At 62.6% G+C, this 25,057-nt stretch carries 18 protein-coding genes and 2 tRNA genes; 13 read left to right on the top strand and 7 right to left on the bottom strand.

What is annotated here, in order from left to right:
• Positions 1 to 73 precede the first annotated feature (73 nt).
• Both HMPREF3092_RS04910 and HMPREF3092_RS04905 read left to right on the top strand, forming a co-directional pair.
• Positions 74 to 1,144, top strand: a complete 1,071-nt coding sequence (locus HMPREF3092_RS04910) for an alpha/beta hydrolase fold domain-containing protein (protein WP_083274258.1) — start codon at positions 74 to 76, stop codon at positions 1,142 to 1,144.
• Between the two features lie 43 nt (positions 1,145 to 1,187).
• The gene (locus HMPREF3092_RS04905; protein ID WP_070424031.1) at positions 1,188 to 1,502 is read left to right on the top strand and encodes a helix-turn-helix domain-containing protein; all 315 of its coding nucleotides are present in this window, start codon (positions 1,188 to 1,190) and stop codon (positions 1,500 to 1,502) included.
• A gap of 78 nt (positions 1,503 to 1,580) precedes the next feature.
• Here HMPREF3092_RS04905 and HMPREF3092_RS04900 read toward each other — a convergent pair whose 3' ends face one another.
• Entirely contained in the window at positions 1,581 to 2,687 is a 1,107-nt protein-coding gene (locus HMPREF3092_RS04900; RefSeq protein WP_070424030.1) for a baeRF3 domain-containing protein, read from the bottom strand.
• 219 nt (positions 2,688 to 2,906) lie between these two features.
• A complete protein-coding gene (locus HMPREF3092_RS04895; RefSeq protein WP_070424029.1) occupies positions 2,907 to 4,739 on the bottom strand; it encodes a phosphoenolpyruvate carboxykinase (GTP) in 1,833 nt (610 codons plus the stop codon).
• 267 nt (positions 4,740 to 5,006) lie between these two features.
• On the opposite strand from HMPREF3092_RS04895, the gene HMPREF3092_RS04890 reads away from it, so the two are divergent.
• A tRNA-Arg gene (locus tag HMPREF3092_RS04890) sits at positions 5,007 to 5,079 on the top strand.
• A 402-nt stretch (positions 5,080 to 5,481) separates the two neighbouring features.
• Here HMPREF3092_RS04890 and HMPREF3092_RS04885 read toward each other — a convergent pair.
• The gene (locus tag HMPREF3092_RS04885; RefSeq protein ID WP_070424028.1) at positions 5,482 to 8,421 is read right to left on the bottom strand and encodes an ExeM/NucH family extracellular endonuclease; all 2,940 of its coding nucleotides are present in this window, start codon (positions 8,419 to 8,421) and stop codon (positions 5,482 to 5,484) included.
• 146 nt (positions 8,422 to 8,567) lie between these two features.
• On the opposite strand from HMPREF3092_RS04885, the gene HMPREF3092_RS04880 reads away from it, so the two are divergent.
• A complete protein-coding gene (locus tag HMPREF3092_RS04880) occupies positions 8,568 to 9,176 on the top strand; it encodes a nicotinamidase (RefSeq protein WP_070424027.1) in 609 nt (202 codons plus the stop codon).
• A gap of 123 nt (positions 9,177 to 9,299) precedes the next feature.
• Positions 9,300 to 11,315, top strand: coding sequence for an acetoacetate--CoA ligase (locus tag HMPREF3092_RS04875; protein ID WP_070424026.1), 2,016 nt, complete (start codon positions 9,300 to 9,302; stop codon positions 11,313 to 11,315).
• Positions 11,316 to 11,471: 156 nt separating this feature from the next.
• Here the strand turns inward: HMPREF3092_RS04875 and HMPREF3092_RS11320 are convergent, their stop codons facing one another.
• A complete protein-coding gene (locus HMPREF3092_RS11320; RefSeq protein ID WP_176745694.1) occupies positions 11,472 to 12,920 on the bottom strand; it encodes a hypothetical protein in 1,449 nt (482 codons plus the stop codon).
• 198 nt (positions 12,921 to 13,118) lie between these two features.
• Between HMPREF3092_RS11320 and HMPREF3092_RS04865 the strand changes: the two genes are divergently transcribed.
• The 3 genes from HMPREF3092_RS04865 (at position 13,119) to HMPREF3092_RS04855 (ending at position 17,299) form a co-directional block, all read left to right on the top strand.
• Complete coding sequence (locus HMPREF3092_RS04865) at positions 13,119 to 14,606, top strand: malate:quinone oxidoreductase (protein ID WP_062022390.1); 1,488 nt, start codon at positions 13,119 to 13,121, stop codon at positions 14,604 to 14,606.
• Positions 14,607 to 14,942: 336 nt separating this feature from the next.
• Entirely contained in the window at positions 14,943 to 16,115 is a 1,173-nt protein-coding gene (locus HMPREF3092_RS04860; protein ID WP_070424024.1) for a PrsW family intramembrane metalloprotease, read from the top strand.
• Positions 16,115 to 17,299 (top strand): MarP family serine protease, encoded by a 1,185-nt coding sequence (locus tag HMPREF3092_RS04855; protein ID WP_061941109.1) that lies wholly within the window; start codon positions 16,115 to 16,117, stop codon positions 17,297 to 17,299. Before HMPREF3092_RS04860 ends, HMPREF3092_RS04855 begins: the two co-directional genes overlap by 1 nt.
• Before the next feature lie 22 nt (positions 17,300 to 17,321).
• Here the strand turns inward: HMPREF3092_RS04855 and HMPREF3092_RS04850 are convergent, their stop codons facing one another.
• The 3 genes from HMPREF3092_RS04850 to upp all read right to left on the bottom strand — a co-directional run bounded on the left by HMPREF3092_RS04850 (position 17,322) and on the right by upp (position 20,104).
• Positions 17,322 to 18,245 (bottom strand): endonuclease/exonuclease/phosphatase family protein, encoded by a 924-nt coding sequence (locus HMPREF3092_RS04850; protein ID WP_061941111.1) that lies wholly within the window; start codon positions 18,243 to 18,245, stop codon positions 17,322 to 17,324.
• Positions 18,246 to 18,369: 124 nt separating this feature from the next.
• Positions 18,370 to 19,137 carry a winged helix-turn-helix domain-containing protein gene (locus HMPREF3092_RS04845; RefSeq protein WP_070424023.1) on the bottom strand — a complete coding sequence of 256 codons (768 nt, stop codon included), beginning with the start codon at positions 19,135 to 19,137 and terminating at the stop codon, positions 18,370 to 18,372.
• Between the two features lie 331 nt (positions 19,138 to 19,468).
• Positions 19,469 to 20,104, bottom strand: coding sequence for a uracil phosphoribosyltransferase (gene upp, locus HMPREF3092_RS04840; RefSeq protein ID WP_062022379.1), 636 nt, complete (start codon positions 20,102 to 20,104; stop codon positions 19,469 to 19,471).
• A gap of 197 nt (positions 20,105 to 20,301) precedes the next feature.
• Between upp and HMPREF3092_RS04835 the strand changes: the two genes are divergently transcribed.
• From HMPREF3092_RS04835 to tgt, 5 genes are all read left to right on the top strand, one after another.
• Entirely contained in the window at positions 20,302 to 20,781 is a 480-nt protein-coding gene (locus HMPREF3092_RS04835) for a nucleoside deaminase (RefSeq protein ID WP_082784640.1), read from the top strand.
• A gap of 57 nt (positions 20,782 to 20,838) precedes the next feature.
• Positions 20,839 to 20,929 (top strand) — tRNA-Ser (locus tag HMPREF3092_RS04830).
• A 229-nt stretch (positions 20,930 to 21,158) separates the two neighbouring features.
• Positions 21,159 to 22,232 carry a histidinol-phosphate transaminase gene (gene hisC / locus HMPREF3092_RS04825; protein WP_070424022.1) on the top strand — a complete coding sequence of 358 codons (1,074 nt, stop codon included), beginning with the start codon at positions 21,159 to 21,161 and terminating at the stop codon, positions 22,230 to 22,232.
• A gap of 10 nt (positions 22,233 to 22,242) precedes the next feature.
• Positions 22,243 to 23,655 carry an FAD-binding oxidoreductase gene (locus HMPREF3092_RS04820; protein ID WP_070424021.1) on the top strand — a complete coding sequence of 471 codons (1,413 nt, stop codon included), beginning with the start codon at positions 22,243 to 22,245 and terminating at the stop codon, positions 23,653 to 23,655.
• A gap of 3 nt (positions 23,656 to 23,658) precedes the next feature.
• Positions 23,659 to 25,035, top strand: coding sequence for a tRNA guanosine(34) transglycosylase Tgt (tgt, locus tag HMPREF3092_RS04815; RefSeq protein ID WP_082791098.1), 1,377 nt, complete (start codon positions 23,659 to 23,661; stop codon positions 25,033 to 25,035).
• Positions 25,036 to 25,057 lie beyond the last annotated feature (22 nt).

Raw genomic sequence — 25,057 nt, 5'->3', positions numbered from 1 at the left:
GGTCTTCGGACTCCGCTGTGTGCGAAGCCCGTGGTTCTATAGGACGTAGTTAGATGAGTGAGACGATTGCCCCATGGCCGACGAACAGACCTTTGAGTCCATCCCCGCGCATATTCGCCGTGCGATGACGCCCGAACAGGCCGCCGTGGTCCGACACCAGCTTGCGCGCACCCCTTTCGCATTCGTGGGTGCAAGCGGTGGCCAGATCGAAGCAATGCGCGCCGACTACAACGACGAACGCGCATTCTGGAACGAAGGCGGCCCGCAGATGGTCCGCACCGACAACATGACGCTGCCCCTGGCCGGAGCCTCGGTCCCCGTGCGCATCCACCGCCCCGTGGATGCTGAAACCCTGCCGGCGATCATCTTCGTTCACGGCGGCGGCTTCACCGTGGGCAACCTTGATACCCACGACCGGATTCAGCGCGTGCTGGCGGCCGAATCCGGGGCGGCGGTCATTGCGGTGGACTACTCACTGACCCCAGAAGCGGTCTTCCCACAGGCGATGCACGAAGTTGCCGGTGCCGCCGCCTACTTCGCGGCCCGCGGCTCCGAACACGGCATCGACCCCAAACGCCTTGCCTTCGCCGGAGACTCCGCCGGGGCGAACCTGGCACTGACAGCAACCCTTCTTCTGCGCGATGAACCCCACGTTGCTGCCGAAGCGGCCGGCCTCGACGCTGACCCGAGTGCCGGGCAGCCAGGAGGGGACAGCGCTTTCGAATCGACTCGCTCACTCCTGCTGTACTACGGCGCCTACGGGCTGCGGGACTCCGCCACCATGCGTCTGTACGGCGGCTGGTGGGACGGCCTGAGCTGTGCCGACCTCGAAGTGATGCTCGAAGCCCACTACCGCGGCGCTCAGTACGTTGCCAATCCCTACGTTGACCCGCTGACGGCCGACTACTCCAAACCCGTACCGCCCATGTTCATCGTCGGGGCCGAGCTCGACCCCCTGGCCGATGATTCGCGAGCCCTGAACAAGGTTCTGGGAACATTCGGCCGCGAAAGGGAGTTCCACTTAGAGGAAGGTGCACTGCATTCCTTCCTCCATTTCGGCAGGATGATGGAAGCTTCGCGCGATGTGCTGGCGTGGGGAGCCGAATATGCGGCCGCCCGCTTCGACGGCAGCTCACAGATGTGAGTTCCGCGCACGGAGCACACAATGTCCAAGGAGGGACAGACACATGAGCCAGACCATGATCATCGACGGATACCTTGCCCGTGCTGCCCGCGCACTCGTACAGCTTTCAGCGACCGCTGTTGCCGAACGCGCCGGCTGCACCCGCAAACAGCTCAAAGCATTTGAAAAGGGACAGTGGGACCTCACTGTCGAACAGCAGACCGATCTGCGTCGCGCCCTCGAACACTACGGGGCGATCTTCATCCCCGACGATAGCCAGGGCGGCTACGGTGTGCGCCTGAAGTTCAACCGCAACAAGATCCCACTGATTGAGACCTGGGAGGGCGAAGGCGGTATGCCCGCCGACGACGACGTCTGATCGTCCCCACCCCACAACACGAGGTGGAGCTGCAGAAATCTGCAGCTCCACCTCGTGCGTTAGGGCCAGGTGAGCAGGTCAGTAGCGGAAAGTGGCAACAGCCTCCGACGATTCCGGGAACTCGGCAACCGTGCGGACCGTGCCCTTATTCGCGACAGTTGCGAGAATCGCCCGGCTGGCAGGCCCGTAGGCGTTCGTCGCGGCCAAACGCTGAATGTCACGCGGAGTGAACAGCGTGTCGACCCGGCCTTCGGCAGCAGCCTGCACAATCTCACCCAGGTCATAGGAGCCCTTGCCCGACGCAATGAGCGAACGAGCATGCTCGACAACAGAGGCCTCGTCAGCCTGCATCTTGTCGTTGAGAACCTCCCACGCCTTCGAACGGAGCTCTTCGGGCCTGGTCTGTTCAGGGTTGCCCGCGATGACCACGTCCTGGATGTTCGGGTAGGGGCACAGGCTCTTGAACGGGCTCAGATACTCCTGCACGGAAGCCAGAACCAGCGGCTGCGAACGCGCAGTGCCAAGCTCAGCCGCAACGCCTTCACCCACGCGGCGAAGGAAGTTCTCCCGCAGGTGATCCTCAGTGTCACCGCCGCCGCCAGTACCGTAGAAGCCCGTGCGCTCGCCACCTGCGGAACGGTACTGCAGGTTGTGCTCCGGAAGCTCCGTGACCGTGGCGTCAAAGTTCTCAGGAATCGAGCCCAGCGGCAGCTGCTCGATGTGGTTGCGGCTGGCATCGAACAGGCGCACGGAGTTCTTGGCCAATGCCAGAACGTACACACGGCCGGCCTGTTCGAGCATCGGTGCGAGGGGAACCACATTGAAGTGGTCGTCAACCGTGCGCAGGGCCGGAACCTCAAGCGGAATGCGGATGATCCGGTAGAAGCCATCCGCGGCGAAAACCGCCAGGCCACGGCTCATGTGCAGCCAGAAACCAGGGTCATCGAGGGCCTTCTGGACGGGTTGGACAATCGCCGCAGCTTCGCTCGCGCTGAGACCCGCACTTTCAAGGTCCGCTTTCGCGCCGCCAAGCTGATCGCGCATAAGCCCGGCCGCAAGCTTGTCCTGGCCGCCGGAGACCTTCGTGGGAATGTAGATCGAAACCTTGCTGCCCGAAGCCTGATCTGCGCTGATCAGAGCATCGAATTCGAGCTGGTCGATGGTGCCTTGAGGGTTGTCAGTCATTGAAGATTCCTCTCCGCAGTTGGGTGACACCGAAGTGTCATCTCTTCCCACCACGGTAGCGGCCGGTGCGCGGTGTGAAAAGGGGAATTTCACCAGGAGAAAAGGGCAGTTCCACCAGGAGAAACAGAACGAGCGCCCGACCTCGGTTCTGGCTCGTGAACCTGAGGCCGGACGCTCGCCGGTCTGTTATGTCAGCCGATGCTTCCGCTCGAGCTGGGGTCAGGCGAGTCCCAGGCGCTGGCGCAGCTTGTCGACTTCGCCGCGCAGCTCAGCCGGGACGTGGTCGCCGAGTTCCTCGTACCACTCTTCGATCGACTTGAGCTCTTCAGCCCACTCTTCGGGCTTAATGGCCAGGGCCTTCTGCAGCTGTTCCGGAGTGACATCGAGTCCGTCAACGTCAAGGGCGCCTTCGGCGGGAGCCTTGCCCAGCGGGGTGTCAACAGCTTCGGCGGTGCCGGCAACACGTTCGAACACCCACTTGAGAACACGCGAGTTCTCAGAGAATCCGGGCCACAGGAACGAATTGTCGTCGTCACGGCGGAACCAGTTGACGTAGAAGATCTTCGGCAGCTTGGCGCCTTCGGTCTTGCCGATGTTCAGCCAGTGCTGGAAGTAGTCGCCGACGTTGTAGCCGATGAACGGGCGCATAGCCATGGGGTCGCGGCGGACAACGCCGACCTTGCCCTCAGCGGCGGCGGTCTGTTCGGAGGACAGGACCGAGCCCATGAACACACCGTGCTGCCAGTCGTGGGTCTCGGTCACCAGCGGCATCGTGGTCTTGCGACGACCGCCGAACAGGATTGCCGAAATCGGGACGCCGTTGGGGTCCTGCCATTCCGGAGCTGCGGTGGGCACGTTGGCAATCGGGGTGCAGAAGCGCGAGTTCGGGTGGGCTGCCGGGGTCGAGGACTCCGGAGTCCAATCGTTGCCCTTCCAGTCGGTCAGGTGGGCCGGGGCTTCGTCGGTCTTGCCTTCCCACCACACGGTGTTGTCATCCGTGAGGGCAACGTTGGTGAAGATGTTGCCGCCAGCGTCGATTGCTGCCATTGCGGTCGGGTTGGTCGAGTAGCCGGTGCCGGGAGCAACGCCGAACAGGCCGTATTCGGGGTTGACCGCGTAGAGCTGACCGTCGTCGCCGAAGCGCATCCAGGCGATGTCATCGCCGAGGGTCTCAGCCTTCCAGCCGGGGACGGTCGGCGTGATCATTGCGAGGTTCGTCTTACCGCAGGCCGACGGGAATGCGGCCGCGATGTACTTGGATTCGCCTTCGGGGTTGGTCAGCTTGATGATGAGCATGTGCTCGGCCAGCCAGCCTTCGTCGCGGGCAATGGCCGAAGCAATGCGCAGCGAGTAGCACTTCTTGCCCAGCAGAGCGTTGCCGCCGTAGCCGGATCCGTAAGACCAGATGGAGCGGTCTTCCGGGAAGTGGGTGATGTACTTGGTCTCGCTGCACGGCCAAGCGACGTCCTCTTCGCCCGGTTCGAGCGGGGCACCCACCGAGTGCATGCATTCGACGAACTTGCCGTCGTTCTTGTCGATAGCCTCGAGGACTTCGTTTGAGACGCGGGCCATGATCTGCATGGACAGAACAACGTAGGGCGAGTCGGTGATCTCGATGCCGAACTGCGGGTGCTTGGCGTCAATGTGTCCCATTGCGAACGGGATGACGTACATGGTGCGACCGCGCATAGCGCCGGTGAACAGCTCGTTGAGCGTGGCGCGCATTTCCTGCGGGTCCATCCAGTTGTTCAGCGGGCCGGCGTCTTCTTCTTTTTCAGAGTTGATGAAGGTGCGCGATTCAACGCGTGCGACGTCGGCGGGGTCGGACTTTGCGTAGTACGAGTTGGCCGGTTCGGACAGTTTGACGAGAGTGCCGGCTTCGACCAGCTGGTCGGTGATTGCCTGACGCTGTTCTTCGTCTCCGGTGATCCACTCGATGCGGTCCGGGGTGGTGAGCTCGGCAGCGCGCTTGACGAATTCGAGGATCTTCTCATTCTTCGTGGGTGCGCCTGCGAGCAGGTCTTCGACTGAGCCACGGTCGATGACGGTCATGCTTAACTCCAAGCTTTCGGTGTTCTTGAGACAAGCCCACCGTAGGAACGCAGAATGTACGCTGGAGAGGAAAACGGGCCACTGAACATGTGTGTTGGCTCACAAGATGGTTCCGTGTGGCGCGATTCTAAAATTCTTGTGGCCGTTGCTTGCATAAACATGACGTGTTTTTGCAAGAGCGGTTTTATCGTTGTGGGCAGCCTCACGCGGCGTGCTTTTGGGTTTCCCGCAAACACTGTGTATAGTTGTTCAGGTCCGCACGGATGTGCGCCACTAGCTCAACGGATAGAGCATCTGACTACGGATCAGAAGGTTGGGGGTTCGAATCCCTCGTGGCGCGCAAATGAAAATCTCGGGACATCGTTAACTCGATGTCCCGAGATTTTTTTGTTTGGCTGCCATGTGTTGGGCCATCGTTTCCTATGTGGGCTGGCAGGCTGTGGCGGCTTGGCAGGGAAAAATACCCCTTAGCCGGAATCCACGCTTTAGCCGTAAGAAGACTCCCTTTAGCAACAGAAACTCCCGTTAGCAGTTGTTGCTAAGGCGCAGAATCCGGCTAAAGGGTGTGCGTCTGTCCAAATCTGGGTGTGGCCATGCCGAGCTGCAGCTCCCTTTTCGGATTGGGCTGTACTTCGTCGTGGAACAGGAGACTCCGGAGACGACGCAGGGGTGGTTCTCCGTTGTGCGGAGAACCACCCCTGCGTTGTTTGCTGAGCCGCAGTTGTCAGCTCAGCTCTTCAGTTCAGCGGCGAGTGTGTGCACGCTTTCGGCTTGCAAACACTGCTGCAGCTCCTGCCGCCAGCAGTGCTAGGCCCGCGCCGAGGGCAGTGAGTTCTGCGCCTGTGCGCGGCAGGCCCTTCCCGCTGCCCGAGTCCGAAGTGCTGTCAGAGCCACTCGCTGTGGATCCTTGGGAGTCCGAACCGCCGGGGCCCGGCTGGCTTTCGCTGTCATCCGAACCCTCGTTGCCAGCGGCTGCGTCGTCCGATGCATCTTCGCCAGATTCCTCACCCGGTCCCTGACCGTCGTTGTCACCGGGCTGTTCGCCTGGCTGCTGGCCGTCGTTGTCACCGGGCTGTTCGCCGGGTTCCTGACCATCGCCATCGCCCGGCTGCTGGTCGCCGGGTTCCTGGCCTTCGTCTTCGCCCGGAGCCTGGTCGTCGTTGTCACCTGGTTCTTCTGCCGGCGCACCTGTGCTGATGCCCACGATGCTCGGATTGTGGTCAGACGAACGGAACTCGTCGGGCTGGTAGAAGTTGGTCACGTTGTAGTTGTGGCGGCTGTACTCCAGCGCGACCGATTCGACCGAGTTGATCTCCCATGTGGCAGCGCCGGTCACAGCACCCGCCGCAGCGGTCGGAGCAGCCGAGCGTGCCTGTGCCTTCGGACCCATCGCTTCTTCCGAGGCGAGCACGTGGTCGAGGCTTCCGGTCAGCCCACCGAACAGGTAGGTGGGTGCCGCATCGAAGTGCTCACCGACGTTGGTGTACCCGGCTTCGTAGAAGACCTGCATGGGGTCTTCCTTCGTGTACGAGTTCAGGTCACCCAGAACGAACACGCGGTTAGTGCCCATGGCTTTCTTCTGCGCGTCAGCAAAGTCAACGACAGCCTTGGCCTGCTTAACGCGGTCGGCATTCGAGTTGCCCTGGCCATCACCTGAGTCTTCATTGCCTTCGCCCTTGCCGGAGCCCTTGGACTTGAAGTGGTTCATAACGGCAATGAACTCGGAAGCCTCGGGGTTGTCCACGCCGACGGCCTGGAACTTCTGCGCCAGGGGCGCGCGAGCGTTGTGGAACGCCGGGCTGTCGAGAATTGCTGATTCGCCTGCGGGCTTTGCTTCGGCCTTCTGGTAGATGTAAGCGGTGCGAATGACATCGTCACCGGTCTCCGGGATCGACTTCGGGGAGGGGACAAAAGCCCAACGCTCCTCGCCTGCCGCCTTGTTCAGCGCCTTGACCAGGTTTTCCAGAGCCCAGTCGCGGTCCTTGCCGAACTTGTCGGAGCTTTCAATCTCTTCCAATGCGACAACTGAAGCGTCGAGCTTGTTGATGGCCGCGACGATCTTTGCCTGCTGACGCTTGAAGTTCTCTTCGTTGTACGCGCCACGCGGCGTGCAGTAGTTCGATCCGACTGGGTTGCCCTCACGGTCGGTGTAGGCCTTGCACCCTTTTTCTGTGTCGCCGGTGGTGGGGAAGTAGTTGAGCACGTTGAAGCTGGCCAGCGTCATGTCACCGCCGACACCCGGTACGTTTGCGCGGGTGTTTTCAAACTCAGCGGGGGTCAGCTCATTGTTGTCCGGCAGGAACCCCGTGGGCTGCAGGCGGTACTTGTCGTGGCCATAGCCGACAACGGTGGGCTTGGTGAACGTGACCTTGGCACCCACGCGCACCGGCTTGTCGTTGCTCAGGTACGGCAGCGGGGTGTCCTTCGCAGTCTTGAAGAAGTCCGCGGTGCCGCCGTCATCGAGGACATAGGCCTTTTTCTTGTTTTCGGCGTCGACCTTCTTGGCTTCTTCTGATCCAGGGCGCGCCACATCCGTGGGCTGGCGCAGGGTTTCAGTTCCGTTGGCCAGGCCGACTTCACCGTAGGTGTTGGTCGAGTAGTTGTCGGTGACCGTGATGTCGCCGGTGGGCTGAACAAGCATGCCTTCGAGGGCCTCACGCTTGGCAGGGTCTTCCGGGAATGCGCCTTCGTACGGCTTCGGGGCCACCGCTGCTTCGTCGAGCTTCTTCAGTCCCCCACCGTCAACGCTGATCTGGGTCTGTCCGTAGTACTCGCTGACACTGCCGGTCACTTCGACGTTGTCACCGGTCTTGACCTGCTTCACGGTGTCCTTCGAGTAGACGAAGATGCCGTGCGAGCCCTCTGCGAAGTCGTGGTTGTCTCCGCCGGTGCTTTCGGTCTGAATGTAGTAGCCGTTCAGCCCGCCGGTCGGGTAAGCGGCCGTCACAACACCGGTGGTGGTGACGGTCTTGCCCTTATACGGGCTTTCGTCACCGGTGCCCTGGATGGTGTTGATCGGCAGGAGGTTGGCCGGGTTCTCCGGGTCCGAAGGGTCTGTTGGGCCAGGTGTGCCGGGCTCATCTGGGTTGGGGTTGTCAGGTGCGTCGCACGTGCTGGGGTCGGGTGCGGTTCCCGGGGTCGGCTCACCTGATTCCCATTCGGAGCAGTTGAGCTGGATCGACTGGTCCTTGCCGGAAGCCTTTGCTCCAGTGGGCTCTGCCTGCTGACCGCGCACCGAGGCAGGCAGCTTGTCGCTGTTGGACGCCGTGACGCCCTTTCCGCCGACAACACCGCCGATCTGCTTGAAGTCGACGAGGTTTCCATCGGCGCTGACCACGAAAACGGAAGCTCCGTAGGAACCATCAGCGGCGGCGCCGCTTTTGACAGAGTTCGTCAGCGGAAGTTCGACAACGTGAACACCGGATTCACCGACAACCGTGCCCTGGGGCAGGGTGACGACCGATTCGTCGCTGTTGAGAGCGCCGCCTCGAGTGACAGAACCGACGACCCAGCCGGACAGATCCGTACCAGCGGGGGCGACGATCTCAACGAAGTCGGCATCGTTCGACGGGTAGGAGATTTCAGAGATATGAGGATCGGCGGGAGCGGCCCAAACGGGAACTGCGGAGCCGAATGCGAGACCGACGGCGGCAGTGCCGGCGAGCAGAGCATGGCGCTTCATATGAGTCCTAATGAGAGGTGTGAGCACACGAAAGTGCAGACTGACCCAACAAGGCTAAAAGACTCAGCATTCTCTTAGGCAACGAGAAAGTGAACTCTGCCAAGGAACGCAGAAGAGACCTGAACCACATTCCGTAGACTGTGGTCATGACAACTGCACTCATCATCGTTGATGTTCAGAATGACTTCTGTGAAGGCGGTTCTCTCGGTGTTGACGGGGGACTGGCAGCAGCCGAAGCGATTGCCGACTACGTGGAAGAGGGGCCTGACGACTTCGTTGTGACCACGCAGGATTGGCACATCGACCCCGGCACGCACTTTTCTTCCGAACCGAACTTCACAACCACCTGGCCCGTGCACTGTGCGGCAGACACCGAGGGTGCGCAGTTCGCACCGGCCCTCAAACCGGTGTTGGAGGCAGTTGATGCCCAGTTCCTCAAGGGGCAGTACTCAGATGGCTACTCCGGTTTTGACGGTGTAGAGGCAGACGGCGAATCAGAACTTGCCGAATGGCTGCGGGAACGCGGTGTGACACACGTGAGCGTCTGCGGCATCGCCACCGACTACTGCGTGCGCGCAACAGCACTGAGCGCATTGGACGAAGGCTTCGAAGTTCGAGTGCTCGAAGACCTGTGCGCGGGTGTTGCTGCAGATACCAGCCGCAAAGCGCTCGCAGAACTCGCCGACAACGGCGTCACGGTTCAGCGCACCGACGGAAAGGCCGCCGCCTACGACATCGGGGACACCGAGGACTGAGACTCACCAGATCTGGGCGCTTCGTTCTGGGCTGGTCAGCCCGACCGGCCCAAAACGAGGCGCACAGAAACATTTCGCACACCGCAGCACACAGCGCAATGAAGCGCGGCAGAAAGGACATCTATGGCACTTGCGGAGAACTTTGAACAGGCGGAACCCGGTGACGTTCTGTGGACGCCCTCACCGGAGCGGATTGCCGCATCGAAAATACGGGAGTTCCAGGAGTGGCTGGCTGAAACACGGAGTGTGCCGGTGGGCGACTTCGCGTCGCTGCACGCCTGGTCAGTCGAGAACCTGAACGACTTCTGGGACGCGGTGTGGGAGTTCTTCGACATAATCGGCGACCGCGCAGACGGTCCGGCGGTCACCGGCACCATGCCAGATGCCCGTTGGTACGCGGGATCCCAGATCAACTACGCCGAAAACATGCTGCGCCGGGCTGACAGCGCACCGGATGACGAGGCGCTCATCGGCTTGGACGAAGATCTGAACCGGCGAGCTCTGACCTGGGCGGAGCTCGCGGGACAGGTCGGTGCGCTCGCCGAATGGCTGCGGTCATCAGGGGTGGGTGAAGGCGATGTTGTCTGTGCCGTGCTGCCGAACATCCCCCAGACGGTTGTCGGCCTGCTGGCCAGTGCATCCGTGGGAGCTATTTGGTCGGTTGTCGGGGCGGAGTTCGGTTCTGCGGGCGTGCTGGACCGCTTCCAGCAGCTTGAACCGAAGGTGCTGCTGACCGTTGATGGCTACAAGTTCAACGGCAAGCAGATTGATCTGCGTGCATCTGCGGCGTCGCTAGTGGAGCAGATGCCCAGCATCAAGGCGCACGTACTGGTCGACAATCTGGGTGACCGCCTGCCCGAAGCTGACGCTGCCGAGGTGGGTGTGCCGAGCGCTGTCTTCTCTGACATTGTTGCTCAGCCGCAGAAACCGGAATTCACTCGCGTGGAGTTCTCGCACCCCCTGTGGGTTGTTTTTTCGTCCGGCACGACGGGCAAGCCGAAGGGCATTGTGCACGGTCACGGCGGCATTGTTCTAGAAGCGGCGAAGAGTGTTCTGCACAGCGAACTTGAGCCGGGGTACGTGACCTACACGGCTGTCTCGCCCACGTGGATCATGTGGAACATCCTGGTCAACGGCCTTGGTGCCGGTGCGGCGATCGTCGTCTACGACGGTTCCCCGGTGGCCGGTTCGGCTTCGCGCCACTTTGAGATCGTCAGCCGGGAAAAGGCAAACCATTTCGCGACGGGTGCCGCGGTTCTGCAGATGATGGAGAAGGCCGGCGCGAAGCCGCGCGCCGAATACGATCTGTCATCCCTGCGGACAATCCTGTCGACCGGTTCACCGCTGCCGGGTTCAACGTGGAAGTGGGCGTACGAGTTCGTGGCCCCCAATATCCGTGTGGGCTCGGATTCCGGTGGAACCGATATCTGCACCGCGTTCATCGGTTCGAACCCGCTGGACCCAGTTGTGTTGGGTCAGCTGCAGGGGCCGTACCTGGGCGTTGCCGCCGATGCTTTTGACGCCCACGGAAATTCTGTTGTGGATGAGCTCGCCGAGTTCGTGGTGACCGAGTCGATGCCGTCGATGCCGGTGAAGTTCTGGAACGACCCTGACGGCAGCCGGTACAGGGACGCCTATTTTGACGTGTACCCCGGTGTGTGGCGCCACGGCGACTGGGTGACGCGCTCCGCCGATGATCGCTGGGTCATCCACGGTCGTTCGGATTCGACCATCAACCGCGGCGGCATCCGCATGGGCTCGTCGGACATCACGAATGCGGTCAACCGGGTTGAGGGCGTGCAGGCGTCCATGGTGATCGGCGCCGAGCTCGGCGATGGTGACTACTACCTCCCGCTGTTCGTTGTGACCTCGCCGGGAACCGAACTTGATGAGCAGCTGCGCTCCAAGATCGTTCAGACGATCCGCACCGAGGTGTCTCCGCGGCACGTACCGGACGAGATCATCGCCGCCCCCGGTGTTCCCATGACCCGCACCGGCAAACTTCTCGAGGTGCCGCTCAAGAAGGTCTTCCAGGGCCAGTCGCCAGATGTTGTCAACCGATCTGCTGCCGCTGACAACGAGATTCTTGACTGGTATTTGGACTTTGCCAGCCGCTTTGCGCAGAGTGAGGCTGACTAAGAGACAGACAGCAAGGACTGATGTTGGGCATTTGAGGTTCGGCACCGGATCTTCGGTACTGGCCTTAGGCCCCCGGGGGTGGACAGCTGGTGCTGTCCACCCCCTCGTGCTGTCAGTGCAGATTCAGTGTGCGTTCTGCTTTAACGCGCTGTGCAATCAGCTTCGCTTCCGGGTGAATCCCACCGCTGCCGCGCCGATTCCCAGCAGGACCAGCCCCATTCCGGCGCCAACCCGCCAGTCCGCACCCGTGCGGGGCAGCGTTTCGGCTTGCTTAGGTTCCTGTGGCGTGGGGGTTTCTTCGCCTCCGGCTTCCGGCGTGGACTCGGGCTTCGGTTCCGGCTGTTCCGTTGGGGCCGAGGAAGTTTCTTCCGGCGTTGGGGATTCTTCCGGTGTGGGTGTGTCAGACGGTGTCGGCTCTTCAGACGGCGTGGGCTCTTCTGGCGGGGGAGTCGGTTCCGGCGGTTCTTCCCAGTAGACGGTTTCTTCCGGGATGCCCCAGTCGGACACCCAGCCGTCTGACCTTTCGCTTTCAAGGATTTCGACGGTCCACGTGGTCCAGCCGGGTTTGCCCTCCACGACTTCGGTTGTCAGCTGAGCCTTTCCGTCGCCGTCAATGCGTGCCGTGAGTTCTTGTTCGTCGACCAGTGTTCCCTGTGGTTCCGCACTCTGCACGGGCTCGGAGTCCGAATGGTAGGCCCGCGCGATCACGGACAGTGTTGAGTTCGGCGGGGCGCCGGTGATGTTGACGGTGTCTGTGATGCTCCCGTCAGAGGAAACCTCGGCAGTTGTTTCGGCAGTCGGTGCAAAGGGCAGCTGCGTGTTCGCGGTTGCCTTAGCGGTGACTTTCGCGGGAACACCCGTGGTGACGTTCTGAACTCGCTTGCCGTCAGTGGGCTTGTACACCAGAACATCTGTGCTCGGCAGCCCCGCGGCTGTGGCTTCGACAGACACCAGCGCGCCGGGTGGTGCTGAGACAGATACTTCCGTGCCGGCCGGCACCTGCCTGCGGAGATCTTCGCTGCCGCCGGTCATGACAACATCCACCGGCCAGTCCAGTTCCTTCCCCGCAGCCGAGGTCAGTGTCGGAGTGGCGAACACCTTCCCGTCGCGGTGCTTAGGCGCAAGGGTCAGAGTGTACGGGCCTGCGAAGTCTTTGGCGTCCTTGCGCATCTGGGTGAACATGTCCGCGGCTTTTGCGAACTTCTTGCCGAGCTCTTTCGGCGTGCGCACCTTCATGGTGTGTCGGTGGGGCAGTGCCTTGTCGAGTTTGACGAACGCCGACAGAGCCGCCTGCCGGCTGCTGTCCTTCGAGTCCGCGTATTCCGCCAGCAGCCAGGCTGTCTGCGGTGTGCGCACCGATGTTGGCTCAGCCCCCTTGAAGTGCTGTGGCCTGGGTGAGGGAAGCCCCGCATCGAGACAGTAGGACGGTTTGCCGTCGATCGTGAGATAGGCGCCGTAGAAGGTCTTGTGCACCCCTTCTTTGTGCCACAGACCGGGGCCGTAGAAGTCGTCGTCGGCGGCCGCTGGTCCTGAAACTGCGAACGCCATGATGGCGGTCAGAATGATGAGTGCGCTTGTCTTCAGCGCTGTCAATAGATTTTTCATAGCCACATCAGACACGTGCTGCCGTCGGCTTCTCTACGCCTGAGACAGGCTGTGGACATCGTCGATTTCATCCACAGGCTCAAGCACACAAGTCGGCGAGGTGTTTTCAAGGGCTCGGCCCGCGGTGACCCTGGGAGGCACCGCCGTGTGCACAGGAGTAGAGTTTGAGTGGAGTATCTACTACACAGCCGAACGGGGATGCTGACTTTGAGTATCAAAGAAAACGCTGACGTCGTCCTGATCGGCGGGGGCATCATGAGCGCAACGCTCGGCACCCTGCTGCACGAACTTCAGCCCGACTGGACAATCCGCGTCTACGAGCGCACCGACTATGTCGCACGCGAAAGCTCTGACGCATGGAACAACGCGGGCACCGGCCACGCGGCCCTGTGCGAGCTCAACTACTCGCCGGCCGACAAGAACGGCAACATCGACATCGCCAAGGCCGTCAACATCAACGAACAGTTCCAGGTCTCCCGCCAGTTCTGGAGCTACCTCGTTGACGAAGGCATCGTCGGCGAACCCGGCACCTTCATCAACCAAGTTCCGCACGTGTCCTACGGCCGCGGAGAATCCGGCCGCGACTACATTCGCGCTCGCCGCGAAGCCATGGTCAAGAACCCCCTGTTCAAGGACATGGAGTTCACCGACGACCCCGCCACGCAGGCTGAGTGGCTGCCCCTCATGTTCGAAAACCGCGGCCCGGGACAGGTCAACGGCCTGTCGCGCGTGACCAGCGGAACCGACGTCGACTTCGGTTCGCTCACCCGCCAGATGCTGGCCAACCTCGCCGACAACGGCGTTGAGGTCCGCACCGGCCACGAAGTCACGGACCTCAACCGCAGCGGAAACGGCTGGCGCGTGTCGGTGAAGAACACCGCGGCCGCCGAATCCTTCGACGTCGATGCCAAGTTCGTGTTCATCGGGGCCGGCGGCCACGCACTCCCGCTGCTGCAGAAGACCGGCATTCCGGAAGCCAACGGCTACGGCGGATTCCCCATTTCGGGTCTGTTCCTGCGCAGCTCGAACCCCGAACTGGTGGCACGCCACCACGCCAAGGTGTACGGCCAGGCCGCAACCGGTGCTCCGCCGATGTCGGTCCCGCACCTGGACACCCGCGTCATTTCCGGCAAGGAATACCTGATGTTCGGTCCCTACGCCGGATTCTCGCCGAAGTTCCTCAAGACCGGTTCGTTCCTTGACCTTCCGCGCTCGGTTCGCCCGGGCAACCTCCCGGTCATGCTCAACGTGGCCAAGGACAACTTCGACCTCGTGACCTACCTCATGAGCCAGCTGGCTTCCACGAAGAAGGACCGCTTCGAGGCTCTGGGCGAATTCACTCCAGAAGTCGACCCCAGCCAGTGGGAGCTCATCCACGCCGGTCAGCGCGTCCAGGTCATGAAGAAGGACGCCAACGGCAAGGGCATGCTGGGCTTCGGCACCGAAACCGTTGCGTCGGCTGACGGTTCCGTTGCAGCTCTGCTGGGTGCTTCGCCCGGTGCATCGACCGCCCCATCGATCATGCTCAAGCTGTTCGAACGCTGCTTCCCGCGTCAGTTCGAAGGCTGGAAGCCCAAGCTCGAAAAGATGGTCCCGTCCTTCGGCCGCACGCTGCACGAAGACGAAACGCTGCTCGACGAACTCACCGAGTACACCAACCGGACCCTGCAGATCAACGTCGACTGACATCGACAGAGCTCAAGTCCGCACTGACTGAAGCCCTGCACGCTGAAGCCCCCCGCAGCCACTGCGGGGGGGGCTTCAGCGTTTTCCAGCATCAGTCTGCGGGGCTTCACAGCTGAGATAAGCCATAGTGTCACCGGGGTGTGGAATCATGTATGCGATACGCAACGGAAGCTCACACGAACGGCGACTATGACGCAGCACCCACACAGCAGCTACAGTCAGCAATACCCGCACGGCGGTCCTTCGCGCCCAGCCTGGTATGCGCCATCAACCGGGCCAATCCAACAGGCCCCATCCGGGCAGCTCACCGGCGCCTCGAGAATTGCCTACCCAACCGTGTCGCGCCCAGACGGCTCGACCGGAGAGCTCGTCCGAATCATCCTCGCGTCCATTGCCATCGGGCTGTTGGGCTTCGGGCTCCTGCTCATCATCCTGTTTCAGTCGCTGACGTTCAATGGCTTGGGCATTCTCATCGTCCTTCTGTCGCTGGTGCCCATGGCGTTCATCTTCCTGGTGGTCCTGTGGTTCAACCGGTGGAAGAAGCGCAACCCCGTGTGGCTGGTTCTGCCGCTGCTGTGGGGTGCAGTCATGGCGATCGTCTTCACCATTGTGGTGCAGACCTTGGGATTCTTGGGTTCGACCCTGGTCATCGGCTTCGACAGCTCACAGAGTCTTTTTGACCTCCTGTACCCAGTGCTCGGAGCCCCGCCCATCGAAGAAGGCGCCAAGGGCATTTTCCTCGCGGTGTTCGCCCTGGCCGCACGCCGACACTTCACGGGTCCTCTCGACGGCTTCATCTACGGTTCGCTGGTCGGTGCGGGCTTCGCGTTCACCGAAAATCTGCAGTACCTGTCGGGGTCCTTTGACGAAGGACAGTTTGTGGGTCTGGCCATCACCTTCGTGCTGCGCGGCATCGTGTCGCCGCTGAGCCACTCGCTGTTCACAGCCGTGGCCGGTGTTGTGACCGGCTTTGCCGCAGCTCGCTGGCAGTGGTGGGCTGCGATTCTGGCGTGGCCGCTGGGATGGTCCGTGGGAACCTTCCTGCACGCCCTCTGGAACTTCATGGCCGGAGCTGTGGGTGGATTGGGAATCCTCGGCCTGCTCATCATCGTCGGACTGGCCTTGGTATACGCCGTCATCTGGTACAGCCTCGCGTTCGTCCTGCGGTGGCTCGAAGTGCGCAAGGACCGCGCCATGCTCGATGAATACAGGCAGGCGGGCTGGCTGACACCGGCCGAGGTCGACACGTTCGGCACGTGGCGAGGCCGCAGTCAGGGCAAGCGGTGGGCAGCCGGCTATCACGGGGGTGCCGACACCTTCAAGAAGATGGTCCGCACGACTATCAATCTGGCCAACGCCCGCCAGCGCATCAACGTCCACGCTGGCGGTGAGGTTGAACGCGAACGTGAAAAGAAGCTGCTCACGGACTTCGCCACACAGCGCACACAGCTGATGAACAGCGTCAACAGTGCGCACAGCTACCAGGCGCACTATCCTGGCGCGTACTGATGATCGACCTGGTGCTGGGGATCATCGCCCTGTCGTCTTTGGCGATGGGGTGGATCCGCGGTCTCAGCCCCACCGTTGGGGCGCTCATCGGGTTTGCGCTCGGGCTGCTTATCGGCAGGGGAGTGCTCGCCGGCATGAAACTGGCCGGGACGAACGAGCTTCTCGATGTGATCGGACCGACCGGCGCTTTTGCCGTTCCCTTTGTGCTGGGTCTTATCGGGGCAGCGATCGGAGCTTCGTGGGGGAGGGTGCTGCGCGATCGCATCCGTTCGGCCGCCGGCAGGCTCGTTGACGCCATCGGCGGCGCCATCAGCGGTGTTGTGATCTTCTGCCTGCTGGTGTGGGTCAGTGCCGGGTGGGTTCGCACAACATCGCTCATCGAACCTAACCAGTGGGCCGCCGATTCGGTAATTGTGCGCGCCCTCGACGGGGCTGCGCCCGTGCCGTCCTCACAGGCGCTCGGTGCTCTGGGCGAAGCCCTGCGCTTCAACGGCTTCCCGGATGTCTTCAGCGGACAGAAAGAGCAGATCCGCGAAGTCGATGCACCGAACCCGGAAATGGTGGCCGTCGGCAAAGAAGCGGCCCAGTCGGTTGTGAAGATCACCGCTCAGGCGCCCGCGTGCAACTCCGCATCGGAAGGCACTGGCTGGGTGTACTCCGATCGCTATGTGGCCACGAACGCCCACGTCGTTGCGGCCGCTCAGCAGATTTCCGTGCAGGTCACCGGCAAGGGACAGGCCCTGCCGGCGCAGGTGGTGGGCTTCAACCCCACGATCGACGTTGCCGTCCTCTATGTGCCCAGCCTGCAGGCCCCCGCTATGCAGCGCGGCGAGGACTTGGCCGTGGGAGCCGACTCCGTCGTTGTGGGCTTCCCGGAACACGGGCCATACACGATTTCACCATCGAGGGTCCGCGAAAGAGTTATCGCCGAAGGCAAAGACATCTACGGCGAAAAGAAAGCCGTCCGCAAGGTGTATTCGCTGCGAGCCGATGTGCGCCCAGGAAACTCGGGAGGCCCGCTGATCGCGGCAAACGGCCGAGTATCGGGCATGGTCTTTGCGAAGTCGCAGAACGACGATGCAACTGGCTATGCGCTCACGCTCAAGGAGATCATGCCGACGCTGAAAGCAGCAGAGGGTACGCGGGGGCTGGTGCCCACCGGCAAGTGCACCGCGAAGAACTGAAACGTCCGCGGCAACACCGAAGCTACTGCGTCAGGTTCAGCCCAGCAATGATCGCGCGGTGGTCTGAGGTTCCGCGGTCCATGACGGTGTCGTAGACGGGATCGAGTCCGCGGACCATGATGTGGTCCAGCCGCACCGCGGGGAACTGTGCCGGCCACGTGAAGCCGAAGCCGCCGCCGACGGCCTTGCGGCTGTCGACCAGCTGTTCATCGAGGTCTTTGAAGTAGCGGTCAGTCTGCACCGCGTTGAAGTCGCCGGCCACAATCAGGTGTTGGGCGTCTTCCTGTTTCACGGCCGAGGAAAGCTTCTGCAGCGCTGAATTGCGCAGAGTCTCAACACCGGGGCGAACGGACGGCACGTGCACCGCGTACAGCTTCACATCGCCGTGATCGCTCTTCACAGTGGTTTCAAATGCCCGCGGCCACTGCAGACCCAGGTCGATGTTCTGCTTCTGCGTCAGCGGCCAGCGTGACCACACGCCGACCGTGTCGGCAACCTGCGTGTGCGCAAACGACTTGTCGAGTTCTTTTTTGATGATCTTGCCCGACAGGGATTCGATCTCCTGAATGACGACAACATCCGGTTTCTGATCGATGATGGCCCGTGCCGTCGCAGTCGGCTGCGGCAGGCGAGCACCCACATTGTGTGTGGCCACGATGAGGTCGGCGTCACGGTCATCAGATGCCGGCTTGAGGTAGGGCCCAAACATCACACCCCACACCAGGGCGGGAATGAGCACGCCGATGATCGACAGCGGCGACAGTCGGATGAGCGCCAAGAGCAGCAGCAGGACGAGCAGCACCCACGTCCAGGGCAGAGCCGATTCGACGATGAGGGCAAGCCCGTTGGTCGTCGGGATCAGTTCGTGGATGATCAGAAGCGCGGCCAAAAGCGCGCCGAGGAGGGCTACGACAACGCCCTTGGCTGGGTTCTTCGTACGAGACATGAGGGTTTCAGTCTACGAACCGAACCTGACTGCTTTCTGGGCCAGTCCTCAGTGTGGGCTCATATATGCCAGCTCAGCACAGCCCGAAACTCATCATCCGGGCGAGACGCGCACGCCCACATGATCAGCGCAGAGCTGATGCGCTCCACACCTCGACATCCGGGTGCGAATCGAAGCGGTAGCCCTGTCCGCGGATGGTGCGCACAACAGAGGAATATGAGCCCAGGCGCTTGCGCAGGCGACGCACGTGAACATCGACGGTGCGTTCGTCAGGGCGGTCAGCGTCATCGCCCCACACCTTGTCGACGAGTTCGGCGCGGGAAAGGGTGTGGCCTTCGCTGCTGACGAGTGTGGCCAGCAAGTCGAATTCCTTGACCGTCACTGTCTCCAGACGGCCGTCGATGTGCACTTCGCGGCGCGGAAGGTCGACCTTGAGGCCAGCCGCGGGCTTCTGAGCTTCTGCCGGCTGGGGCGGCTGGATGCGGCTGGGAATACGCGAGCGGACGGGACCGTGGGAACGGGCGGCGGCACCGCGGGCAGCCGGCGATCCGGTGGCGACAGCGCGCACGGCGTCGAGGTCGCGTTCCGGACCGGACGGTGCCAGCGCGATGATCGCCTGGGTTTCCGACGACGGGGCGAGTTCCTGCGTGTAGTCGCGCAGCGATTCGGCGATTTCGGTGAGGTTGGTGCCGGAAGCTGCGGCTTCTTCTTCGCTCAGGCCGATGTAGAGGATGATTCCGCGGGCCGAACCGGGCTGTGCCTGGACTCCTGCGGGGCCGTAGGTGCGAGGGGCGGACTGCGGGTCTACCGGGGTCAAGCGGGCTCCTCGCCTGCGGGTTGCTGCTGCGCTGCGGGGGTGGACGTTCTGGGGTGCAGATGCGTACTGCGTCATGGGATTCTCTTCTCTTGCGATGGGAACATGCGGATGCTGCTGAAGAACTCGTTCGCGACCGTGTCAGCACGTGAGGTCGCGAACGCAGAGCATCGGCATTCGCTGCAGGAAGAACATGACGTCATTATTTGTCACGCCGCGAACGAAAACCAAGCGGATTTCCACTTTTGAGACGATTATGACGACATATGACGTAATAAAGAGTCGTTCGGTGACGCTGAAAGCGCTTTGACGGGCTTCCCGGTGGGCCAAGATGACAAAAGAAGAACAGCACGAGGTGCCAGGCACCTCGTGCTGCTCTGTTCCGGCCCCGCTGGGGACCGGAGAGGGATCAGGCGGTGCCGTACATCCGGTCACCGGCGTCCCCGAGACCGGGGACGATGTAGTTGTTTTCATTGAGGCCTTCGTCGAGTGCTGCCGTGAACACGTCGATGTCGGCGCGGTCGCCGAAGCGCTCGGTGATGTAGTTGACACCTTCCGGAGCGGCCACCAGGCAGACGGTGGAGATGTGCGAAACGCCGCGCTCCAGCAGGAAGTCAATGGCCATTTCCAGGGTGTGACCGGTGGCCAGCATGGGGTCGATGACGAACACCTGGCGGTCTTCGAGGTCGTTCGGCAGCCGCTGAGCGTAGGTCTCAACCTCAAGTGTGTCGTCGTCGCGGACCATGCCGAGGAAGCCGACTTCGGCCGTCGGCAGCATGCGGGTCATGCCTTCGAGCATGCCCAGGCCGGCGCGCAGAATCGGCACAACCAGGGGGCGCGGCTGGGCGATCTGGGTGCCGGTGGTTGCGCACACGGGGGTGTTGATCTGCTTGGGCTGCACGCGGACGTTGCGCGTGGCCTCGTAGGCAAGCAGTGTGACGAGTTCGTCGGTCAGCTGGCGGAAGCGAGCTGAGTCAGTGCGCTCGTCACGCAGGACAGTGAGCTTGTGGGCAATGAGCGGGTGGTCCGCCACGTGGAGCTTCATGGTTTAAGCCTATCGTTCGCTGAGCCTGTCGTCCTTTTGTTCGTGCGGTGCTTGTGTGTGATGTGCGGGCAGAGACAATAGGCGCATGGCTTGTATCTGTTCGCTGAACATTCGCCGGGCTGCACGCTGCCGGGGGAGGCTCACCGCGGTTGATGTCTGCAGTGCGGATGATGTTTGCAGGGGAGCGGTGAGCTGACGTGGCGCTTGCAGTCCGCGAACAGCACGCGCAGTGGATGGGCAAGGCGCTGGATCAGGCGCACCGCTGCCCGGAATCCGATGTGCCGATCGGCGCTGTTGTCATTCTCGACGGGCAGGTGGTCGGGGCCGCCTGTAACCGGCGCGAAGCCGATGCTGACCCCACGGCGCACGCCGAGGTTCTCGCGTTGCGCCAGGCTGGGCAGGCCCTTGGCACGTGGCGGCTGGACGGGGCGGTCCTCGTCGTCACAGTCGAACCGTGTGCCATGTGCGCCGGCGCGGCAATGAACGCCCGCGTGGGCGCAATCGTCTTCGGCGCGCACGAACCCAAAACCGGTGCCGTGGGGTCCGTGTGGGACCTTCCGCGCGACCGTGCGGCCCACCCGATTCCGCAGGTGTACCCCGGTGTGCGAGCTGACGAGTGCCGGGCCGTGCTGGATGATTTTTTCGCCGATCTGCGGTTGCCGGGCAGCGAAGAGTGAGCAGAATGACAGTCCCCCAGTTTGTGCCGCGGCCGCTGAGGCCTTAGAGTTGTCCGCGGTAGCGTGTCCGAGCGGCCGAAGGTGCAACACTCGAAATGTTGTGTAGGGCAACCCCCTACCGTGGGTTCAAATCCCACCGCTACCGCCAGATAAAGCTCCGAGGTTTTCACCTCGGAGCTTTTTCATGTTCTGGATGGGAGAACAGGGGTGTACGGCCGAGGTGCCGCAAGAGTTCCCGGGTTCGGCTCGGCTGTTCTGAGCTCGGGGGTACAGCCGAGGTGCCGCGCGGGTTCTTCGGTTCGGCTCGGGTGGTCTGGGGCCGGACTGCGGCCCGAGGTGCCGCCCGGGTGAGCCTGGGGCGGCGGTACGATGAGCCCATGACTTTTCAGTACCGCCTGCGCCCTGCCGTGCGTGATGCCGCGGCATATGTTCCCGGCAAACCGGCTGCTCCGATCGAAGGCATGACCGCCTACAAGCTGTCGGCCAATGAGCACCACATGGAACCGCTTCCGCAGGTGCGCGAAGCCATTGCGAAGGCGTCTGAAAATCCCAATGTCTACCCCGACCCGGGTGTTTTCGAACTGACTGAGGCGATGGCCGATTTCCTGGGTGTGGCACCTGAGAACGTCGTGTTCGGTGCCGGCGGTTCAGAAATCCTGTCGGCCGCCTTCGCCATTACGGCAGGCCCCGGCGCGAACATCGTCTACCCGTGGCCGTCCTTTGAGATGTACCGCCAGGTGGGTGTCATGAGCGGAGCGGAGAACCGCCAGATCCCGCTGACCGCCCACGGTCGCCACGACTTTGACGCGCTGCTGGACGCAATTGACGACGACACGACGCTGGTCGTGCTGTGCAGCCCGAACAACCCCACGGGCCCCGCAATTCGCGAGGCCGAGTTCCGCTCCTTCATGGATCGTGTGCCGTCGGATCTTCTGGTGGTCCTCGATCAGGCCTACCTGGAGTTCATCACCTCGGAAGACGCGGTTGACGCCGTTGCGGCACTGGCTGACTACCCGAACCTCATCATCATGCGCACGTTCTCCAAGGCCCACGGCCTTGCCGGCCTGCGCGTGGGCTACGGAATTGCCCACCCGGACGTCATCCTCGAAATGCGCAAGTCGATCGCGCCGTTCTCGGTGCAGAGCATCGGCCAGGCAGCCGCGCTCGCCTCGCTGAGGGCATCTGCCGAAGTCGATGTGCGGGCAAAGGAAGTTGCCGCAGCTCGCGACAAACTGACAGAAGAGCTGCGCGCACTTGGCATCGATGTGCCGACGTCCGACGCCAACTACGTGTGGCTTCCGCTGGGCGAACGTTCCGCAGAGTTTGAAAAGGTGTGCATGGCCAACGGCCTGGCAGTGCGCAACCTGCACACCGGCATTCGTGTGAGCATCGGCCCGGACGAAGCCATGGAGCGCTTCATCGCCGTCACCCGCGAGTTCCTGGGCAAGTGACCGGTCGATCATGAGCATTGCCGATATTGCCGGCCTGAAGGAAACACTGGGGCGCGCGTTTACGGACGACCCCGATGTTCTGCAGACCTACAGCTTCGACCACGCGCAGTTCAGCACCGCGGGCAAACCCCTGGCGCTCGTGCGCGCGCAGACAGTTGAGGACGTGCAGACCACCGTCCGCTTCGCCCACGAACACGGCGTGCCGATCGTTCCACAGGGCGCACGGACCGGACTGGCCGGAGCGGCCAACGCGATTGACGGCTGCATCCTGCTCAGCCTCGAGCGGATGAACCGTGTGCTGGATGTCAACACCGTCGAACAGACCTGCACCGTCGAACCCGGCATCATCAACGGCGACCTCAAGAGGCACCTCGACAGCTTTGACATGTCCTATCCGCCCGACCCCGGGTCGGTGGCGATCTCGTCGATCGGCGGGAATGTGTCGACCAACGCCGGCGGCATGTGCTGTGTGAAATACGGCGTGACCGCCGACTACGTGCGCAGCCTCAAAGTGGTGCTGCCCGACGGCACGCTCACCACCGTTGGCCGACCCACCAAGAAGGGTGTGGCCGGATACAACCTGCACTCGCTCATCATCGGCGCCGAAGGCACCCTCGGGGTGGTTGTCGAGGTGACGCTCGAGTTGGTGCCGAAACTTCCGCCGCCGCTGACCGCGGTGGCGATCTTCCCGGATTCCGTCAGCGCGGCAGGCGCCGTCACGGACTACATGGGCGCGGGCGGCCGTCCGTCGTTCATGGAGTACATGGACCGGCAGGTGATCGAGTTCGTCAACGCCTACGGCGACTTCGGTCTGCCGGATGGTGCCGGGGCGATTCTGCTGGTGCAGGCTGACGGTGACGGTTCGACGGAATCGGCCGCCGCGGAACTCGAACGGTTCACGGCTGTTGCAAAGGCCGTCGGCGCTGACGACGTCTTCTTTTCAGACGACCCGGCAGACTCCGAGCTGCTGGTTGCTGCGCGCCGCGCTGTTTCTCCCGCAACCCAGAAGTTCACCCACGAACTGGGCGGTGGCGAACTCGTCGACGACATCTGCGTGCCTCGACCCCGGCTGCGCGATATCTTCGCTCGCTTGGACGAGATCGCGGAACAATACCCGCAGCTCACCTTTTCCTGCTGTGCTCACGCCGGTGACGGCAACCTTCACCCGACCGTCACGTTCAACGCGCTCGACGACGAACAGGTGCGCCTGGCTGAAGAGGCCTTCGGCGAAATCATGCGGGCCGGCATGGAATGCGGCGGCACTATCACGGGCGAACACGGAGTGGGTTCACTCAAAGCCCCCTGGCTGCGCCACGAACTCGACGAGGGCAGCCGCGCAATGCACATGGCCATCAAGAAGGCCATTGACCCGAAGAACATCATGAACCCCGGCAAGATGCTTCAGTTCCTCGGCGAAGCCTGAGCCATGCACACGGACAGCGCCCCAGGTGGGGACAGCACTGCGCGCGACGGCACCTCCGCCAGCCCGGACCGTGCGGAGGTGAGCTTCGGCTTCACAATCGAGTCCCGCCTCGACCCCGGATCACGAACCCGCAGCCCCTACTCCCTGGGGCAGGGGAGCGTGCACGGCCGTACCGGAGTAATCCGCACACCGCACGGGGATATTCAGACTCCCGCGTTCATTCCGGTGGGCACAAAGGCCACCGTGAAGGCCGTACGCCCCGAAGAGATGCGCGAACTCGGAGCGCAGGCCCTGTTGGCCAACGCCTACCACCTGTACCTGCAGCCAGGTGCTGACCTGGTCGACGAAGCCGGTGGGCTGGCCGCGTTCATGAACTGGCACGGGCCAACCTTCACCGATTCCGGCGGTTTTCAGGTGATGAGCCTGGGTTCGGGGTTCAAAAAGGTCATTTCGATGGAGGCGGCCGCTGACAAGGCCGGGTTCGATGACGATGCGACGGCGGCGGGAAAAGAGCGGCTGAGCTTTGTCGACGATGACGGGGTGAACTTCAAATCCCACCTGGACGGTTCTCTGCACCGCTTCACTCCCGAAATCTCGATGCGGGTCCAGCATCAGCTGGGGGCGGACATCATGTTTGCCTTTGACGAACTGACGACTCTCATGAACTCCCGCGCCTACCAGGAAGAGTCCCTAGAGCGGACACGCCTGTGGGCCATCCGCTGCATCGAAGAGCACAAGAAGCTCACTGCTGAGCGCAGTGCGCCAGGTTTTGCCGGTCTGCCGGGCGGCAAGCCCTATCAGGCGCTTTTCGGCGTCATCCAGGGAGCACAGTACGAAGACCTGCGGCGCAAAGCCTGCCGCGACCTGGGCGCCATGGACTTCGACGGCTACGGAATCGGCGGGGCGCTGGAAAAGGAAAGCCTCGGCACGATCGTCGGCTGGTGCAATGACGAACTGCCCGAAGACCGTCCCCGGCACCTGCTGGGGATCTCCGAACCGAACGACATGTTCACCGCGGTGCGGGCAGGTGCTGACACGTTCGACTGCGTGCAGCCGTCGCGCGTAGCCCGCAACGGAGCCGTGTACACCGCCTACGGCCGCTACAACGTCAACAACGCTGCCTCAGAGCGCAACTGGGATCCGATCGAGCCCGGCTGTGAGTGCTACACCTGCCAGAACTATTCACGCGCCTACCTGCGTCACCTGTTCAAGGCCAAGGAGATGCTGTTCTCCACCCTGTGCACCATCCACAACGAGCACTACACGGTGCGGCTGGTAGAGAAAATGCGCGAAGCAATCGCCGATGGCACCTTCGACGAATACGAAGAGGAAACGCTCGGCCGCTTCTACGGCTCCGGCCCCGCTGGGCAGCGCGGCTAGGGCGTGTCTGATAAATGTCGGG

It is taken from the genome of Brevibacterium sp. HMSC24B04 (genome assembly GCF_001806835.1).
GTDB classification, from domain to species: Bacteria; Actinomycetota; Actinomycetes; order Actinomycetales; family Brevibacteriaceae; genus Brevibacterium; species Brevibacterium ravenspurgense.
The sequence above is the reverse complement of the archived record's forward strand: the minus strand, read 5'-3'. Positions and strand labels throughout refer to the sequence as shown.

What these genes read in the sequence shown, in the direction of transcription:
- HMPREF3092_RS04850 (WP_061941111.1), bottom strand. Translation starts at nt 18,245, where the DNA reads ATGTCTCGTACGAAGAACCCAGCCAAGGGCGTTGTCGTAGCCCTCCTC.
- HMPREF3092_RS04865 (WP_062022390.1), top strand. Translation starts at nt 13,119, where the DNA reads ATGCTGACTTTGAGTATCAAAGAAAACGCTGACGTCGTCCTGATCGGC.
- HMPREF3092_RS04895 (WP_070424029.1), bottom strand. Translation starts at nt 4,739, where the DNA reads ATGACCGTCATCGACCGTGGCTCAGTCGAAGACCTGCTCGCAGGCGCA.
- HMPREF3092_RS04880 (WP_070424027.1), top strand. Translation starts at nt 8,568, where the DNA reads ATGACAACTGCACTCATCATCGTTGATGTTCAGAATGACTTCTGTGAA.
- HMPREF3092_RS04845 (WP_070424023.1), bottom strand. Translation starts at nt 19,137, where the DNA reads ATGACGCAGTACGCATCTGCACCCCAGAACGTCCACCCCCGCAGCGCA.
- HMPREF3092_RS04875 (WP_070424026.1), top strand. Translation starts at nt 9,300, where the DNA reads ATGGCACTTGCGGAGAACTTTGAACAGGCGGAACCCGGTGACGTTCTG.
- upp (WP_062022379.1), bottom strand. Translation starts at nt 20,104, where the DNA reads ATGAAGCTCCACGTGGCGGACCACCCGCTCATTGCCCACAAGCTCACT.
- HMPREF3092_RS11320 (WP_176745694.1), bottom strand. Translation starts at nt 12,920, where the DNA reads ATGAAAAATCTATTGACAGCGCTGAAGACAAGCGCACTCATCATTCTG.
- HMPREF3092_RS04900 (WP_070424030.1), bottom strand. Translation starts at nt 2,687, where the DNA reads ATGACTGACAACCCTCAAGGCACCATCGACCAGCTCGAATTCGATGCT.
- HMPREF3092_RS04820 (WP_070424021.1), top strand. Translation starts at nt 22,243, where the DNA reads ATGAGCATTGCCGATATTGCCGGCCTGAAGGAAACACTGGGGCGCGCG.
- HMPREF3092_RS04905 (WP_070424031.1), top strand. Translation starts at nt 1,188, where the DNA reads ATGAGCCAGACCATGATCATCGACGGATACCTTGCCCGTGCTGCCCGC.
- HMPREF3092_RS04910 (WP_083274258.1), top strand. Translation starts at nt 74, where the DNA reads ATGGCCGACGAACAGACCTTTGAGTCCATCCCCGCGCATATTCGCCGT.
- HMPREF3092_RS04885 (WP_070424028.1), bottom strand. Translation starts at nt 8,421, where the DNA reads ATGAAGCGCCATGCTCTGCTCGCCGGCACTGCCGCCGTCGGTCTCGCA.
- tgt (WP_082791098.1), top strand. Translation starts at nt 23,659, where the DNA reads ATGCACACGGACAGCGCCCCAGGTGGGGACAGCACTGCGCGCGACGGC.
- hisC (WP_070424022.1), top strand. Translation starts at nt 21,159, where the DNA reads ATGACTTTTCAGTACCGCCTGCGCCCTGCCGTGCGTGATGCCGCGGCA.
- HMPREF3092_RS04855 (WP_061941109.1), top strand. Translation starts at nt 16,115, where the DNA reads ATGATCGACCTGGTGCTGGGGATCATCGCCCTGTCGTCTTTGGCGATG.